The sequence below is a fragment of the Rothia sp. HMSC069D01 genome (genome assembly GCF_001810135.1).
Taxonomy (GTDB): Bacteria; Actinomycetota; Actinomycetes; order Actinomycetales; family Micrococcaceae; genus Rothia.
This window is the reverse complement of record NZ_KV800108.1, coordinates 640,479-645,021: the sequence shown is the minus strand read 5'-3', so window position 1 is coordinate 645,021 and position 4,543 is coordinate 640,479. Positions and strand designations below refer to the sequence as shown.

Here is a 4,543-nt window from a genome sequence, read left to right as displayed (position 1 = left end):
CAGTCGCGGTGCAACGAATACTCCGTATCCCCGTCACCGCTATCGTTCAGGTGCCAGCGCTGACCGGTACGGATATCGGCCTTGCGCAGGCGTGGGTTCGGGTTATCCTTCTTACCCATCGTGGGATCGTTCTTGCAACCCCAACGAGTGTCGTCTTCATCGCAGGTGCCGCCGACACGACCCACATCAACCCACCACACACGAATCAGCAGCGGATCGACAGTTTCCTTCGTCAAAACGACATCCAGAGCCTGCCAATCGCCACCGTCAACACGGAAACGGCCAGAATAAGAAACGGTCGCGTACGCATGGAAATTACCTGAACGTTTGTAGGTATAACTGGTCGCGGTCTTGCGTGACTCTTCACCACGTGCCCTGCTAACCGGCTTGCCCATGGTGTAGAAGCTGCCCTCGTCACCGTTGCCGTACTGGATGGTCATCTGGGTGGGGTAGGACTCCATCTCAACGTGGCCAATCATCAGGTCGCCTTCCCAACGTGCGGTGGGTGCATCGACGTAGAAGTTGACGGCCTGGTTCTTGTAGACGTTGGGGTTATCTTCACCCAGGCCGGTGCCAAGGTTGTAGGACTGCTTCAGTACGGGGGCCTGGATGTTGGTGTTAGCGAATTGGTCCTCAACTTCTTGGAGCATTTCCTCAGGAGAAGGGCCCTTGGGCTGTTCAGGATTGTTGGAGGTGAGGGTTTTAGTGTCATTGGGTACGCAGTAGCGCCCGCCGACCTGGTTGGGTATTCTGTTAGCGTTATCTCCCAGGGGTAGTGATCCTATGACGTAGTGGCCAGGACGATGGTCTGGTTCTGTATGACATTCTGCATCTCCGGCTTGTCGGGCTTTGACGCTACTTGCGCGATATGTTTGATTTGCTCCATCGAGTTGTATTGGATGTTCTTCATTCCATTTTTGGACTGCCTCTTCTGGAGAAATTGCTGATCCTGATGGAGTTGAATTAGCTTTTACTAAGTCTTGCGTATTATTCTCGGATTTGTTTCCTTTGCGATTTGAGCTCGGAACTTGCTTATCTTTGGAGACTTTAACACAATGTCCATTTGAATCTCCCGTGGTGCACTCACTGCTTAATGCTGGGGGGGGGATATTTAAGGTAGATACAATTAATGTTGAAAGTATAAAAAGCGTAGATATTTTGCTAATGTTCTTCATATTTCAATTAGCCTCTAAAGTTCGTTCTCGTACTTGCTGTCGATTATTTTCCAATAACCATTAGAATAGGTATAAAGGAAGTAGAAAGTATCGTCACTTGTATCAGTGTTTGCCTTTCTCGTTATATCTCCATTTGATTCAATGTATATTTCAGTTGACCAAATTCTGCGGACTTTCATGCGATAGATTTTCTTAGATTCATCATAAAATAGGGCGCTTTCACTCTGGTACGAATCTAGGGAATCTACAGCCCATCCGCCATTTTTGTAAAGTATTTCAATATATTTGTAGAACCCATATTCTTCAGTATCTTCTGTTACATACTTGAAGGCATAGGAGCAGTCACCAGTCTGAATTGCGTAGTTATGGGCATTGACCCAATCCTCCATCATACGATTGAGGCCTTCTTCGGTCTCAGGATACTGAGCGGGCTCATTACGAGGCTTGGGGACATTCTGCGCGGGTCCGTAGCCGTCTGCCTTACGGTACTCACCATCGGGTGCCTTGGACTGTCCTGAGTATCCGCGAGTAACCTTCGGTTTAGGGGTAGTACTCGCTGAAGGTGACTCAGTAGCTGCCGCAGACGCCGAAGCGGTCTCGCTCGGCGCAGCAGATGCAGTCGCTGCCGCCTCATTATTTGCCTGCTGGTCACACGCCGCAAGCAAGGCGCCAAGGCCTACAAGTGCGCCGCTACCCAGCAGGGCGCGGCGGTTGAAAATGGTCGAATCCATAGAGAATACGCTCCTATCGTCGGTGATGGTGTGTCATTTAGTTACTAGTCGGGCCGCTTTTTTGCAGGTCAAACTGACTGCCGGAAGAAAACAGCTCCATAGCGCGCCCATCAAGCGCATCAATGCGCTATGGAGCACTACAGTTACCACCCTACCGCATGTTTGCGGTCATTTGCATTCTTTTGGGTGCTATAGCAACGAAACATCACTATTCGGATATTTCATTGCTTTATGCATCAAATGTCTCTGCGCCCGCGGAGGCGCCGTGCCTGCGGAAATTCGGTCATGAGTTACGGACTTCGACCATGAGTTAGTGACTTCAGGCTGGGGTTTTAGCCATTGCCAAAGACGCTAAGTCATGGCTGAAATTGCTAGGTCATTACTGAGTTTTCACCGGCGGCGGGTAACTGGCCGTTTCGATAGGTTACTGTCTTCGCTGCGGGTTTAAAACCCACGGCGAAGACACTAACCTATCGAACGCTGCGCCCACCCAAGAGCACCCGCCCAAGACAGACCCTGCCCAAAACACACTCCACCTCAGCCTCCGCACCCGAATACCCATGCCCTCGCAATCCCGCCCTCCGCATCCCAGCCCAGCAGCCCCTCCCGCATATCCCACCCCATTCCCTCCTCATGCCCGTAATGTGGCGGGCAACTCATGCGGCTCACGCGGGGTGTTAGACAGTACTACACTTAAAGCGGAAGTCACATCGCCGTCACTGAAGAAAAGAGTTTTTGTGCCCACCACGACCGTACATTTGACCGACCGCATCCCTCGCGTTTCTGCTGATGAGTTGCTGGCGGGTTTCCGCCCCTCTGAGCGTTTTGGTGAAGTGTCTTTTGATAGCTACATTCCTGATCCGAATCAGCCGTCGCAGGCTGAGGCTGTGCAGAAGCTGAAGGATTTTGGCGACAAGATTAATGGTGGCGGCACTGGTGCCGGTTTCTTTGGTCGCCTGTTTGGTGGCAAGAAGAAGGATTCGACGAAGGCTGGCCTGTACCTTGACGGCGGTTTTGGTGTGGGTAAGACTCACTTGTTGGCGTCGCTGTGGCATTATGTGGATGGCCCGAAGGCGTTCGGTACTTTTGTGGAGTACACGAACCTGGTGGGTGCGTTGACGTTCCGTAAGACGGTTGAGGCGTTGAGCAGCTACAAGCTGGTGTGCATTGACGAGTTTGAGCTGGATGATCCGGGTGATACTGTGCTCATGTCTCGTCTGATGCGTGAGCTGGCGGATGCTGGTGTGAAGCTTGTGGCGACCTCGAACACGCTGCCTGGTGCGCTGGGTGAGGGCCGTTTCGCGGCTGAGGATTTTAAGCGTGAGATTCAGGTGCTTGCTTCGCAGTTTGAGGTGCACCGTGTGGATGGTGAGGATTTCCGTCACCGTGGCCTGCCTGCCGCACCGGAGCCTGTTGCTGATGATGCGTTTGATGCGAAGGTTGAGGAAGTGTTCGGCGGCCAGACTGTTGGTGTTGATAACTTCGCTGACCTGGTGGAGCATCTGGCGAAGGTGCACCCGTCGCGTTACCGTCAGCTGATTGATGGCTTGGATGGTATTGCGTGGCGTGATGTTCACCCGATTACTGAGCAGTCGGTGGCGTTGCGTTTTGTGGTGTTGGCTGACCGCCTGTATGACAAGGACCTGCCGATTGTTTCTTCGGGTGTGCCTTTTGACAAGGTGTTTACTGAGGAGATGCTGGCTGGTGGTTATCAGAAGAAGTATTTCCGTGCGGTGTCTCGTTTGACTGCGTTGGCTCGTGAGGGCATGCTCGGCGAGGAGGCGGAGCGCTAGTTCCGCTGTTCGCCGGGGCCGAGCTTTGGCCGGCTCGGGTTTTGATGCGCTGTTCTTTCTAGTCCCGTGAGACTCGAAGCTCGCCCGATTTGCATGGTTAGCTTGGTTAGTCTGGTTTACCTGAACCGCGCCAACCCCTCTCATGCGTGAGGACCCTCGCCGGGTCGCTTAGGAAGCACCCGGCGGGGGTCTTTGTGTGAGCGAGAACCTGGTACGTGACGGGAACATGGCGTGTCGCTCGCATGGTTTCTTCCCTTGCCAGGGAGTTATGCGGGGGTAGATGTGGTTGGAGTGTATAATTTTGCGTGTAGCCTCCGCGAGGTTCTCGCGAAGCACCCGTTTCTGCCGCATGGTTGCGGGCTATTTTCGGGTAGCTATTTCCCTTCCTTTTCGGAGGGGCTTTCATTGAGGCGGCAGGTCGGAGAGCTCACCATCAAGGATCGAGTCGGGGATTTCCCTTCCTTTTCGGAAGGGCTTTCATTGAGGCAAGACAGAAACGTGCTCACAATGCGGTTCCCCGTGGGAATTTCCCTTCCTTCTGGGAAGGGCTTTCATTGAGGCGCGGCGAAAATTGATGAGCTGCACTTGCCTGACCGTAATGTCCCTACATTTTCGTAGGGGCTTTCAATAAGACAAATCAATATCCCCTCGTATGACCGCGGGACTGTTTGTTCTGCACCTCGAGGTGTAGACTTTCATTGAGGCACCCGCGTTGTCTCGAATGATTCACCGTCCACGTTATTTCCCTGCTTTTTCGTAGGGGCTTTCATTGAGGCACGCCCGGTCACATGGCTGTTTTTGCGGTGCAGGAATTTCCCTTCCTTTCCGGAAGGGCTTTCATTGA

Annotated in this window: 2 protein-coding genes and 1 pseudogene; 1 reads left to right on the top strand and 2 read right to left on the bottom strand. The window is 52.9% G+C overall.

What is annotated here, in order from left to right; all coding sequences use genetic code 11:
• Together HMPREF2710_RS09510 and HMPREF2710_RS07020 are read right to left on the bottom strand one after the other, a co-directional pair.
• Positions 1-650 (bottom strand): annotated as a pseudogene (locus tag HMPREF2710_RS09510) (peptide ABC transporter ATPase); the annotation flags it as partial.
• A 539-nt stretch (positions 651-1,189) separates the two neighbouring features.
• A complete protein-coding gene (locus HMPREF2710_RS07020; protein ID WP_049352945.1) occupies positions 1,190-1,906 on the bottom strand; it encodes a DUF6318 family protein in 717 nt (238 codons plus the stop codon).
• A 737-nt stretch (positions 1,907-2,643) separates the two neighbouring features.
• Between HMPREF2710_RS07020 and zapE the strand changes: the two genes are divergently transcribed.
• A complete protein-coding gene (zapE, locus tag HMPREF2710_RS07015; protein WP_070600309.1) occupies positions 2,644-3,699 on the top strand; it encodes a cell division protein ZapE in 1,056 nt (351 codons plus the stop codon).
• Positions 3,700-4,543 lie beyond the last annotated feature (844 nt).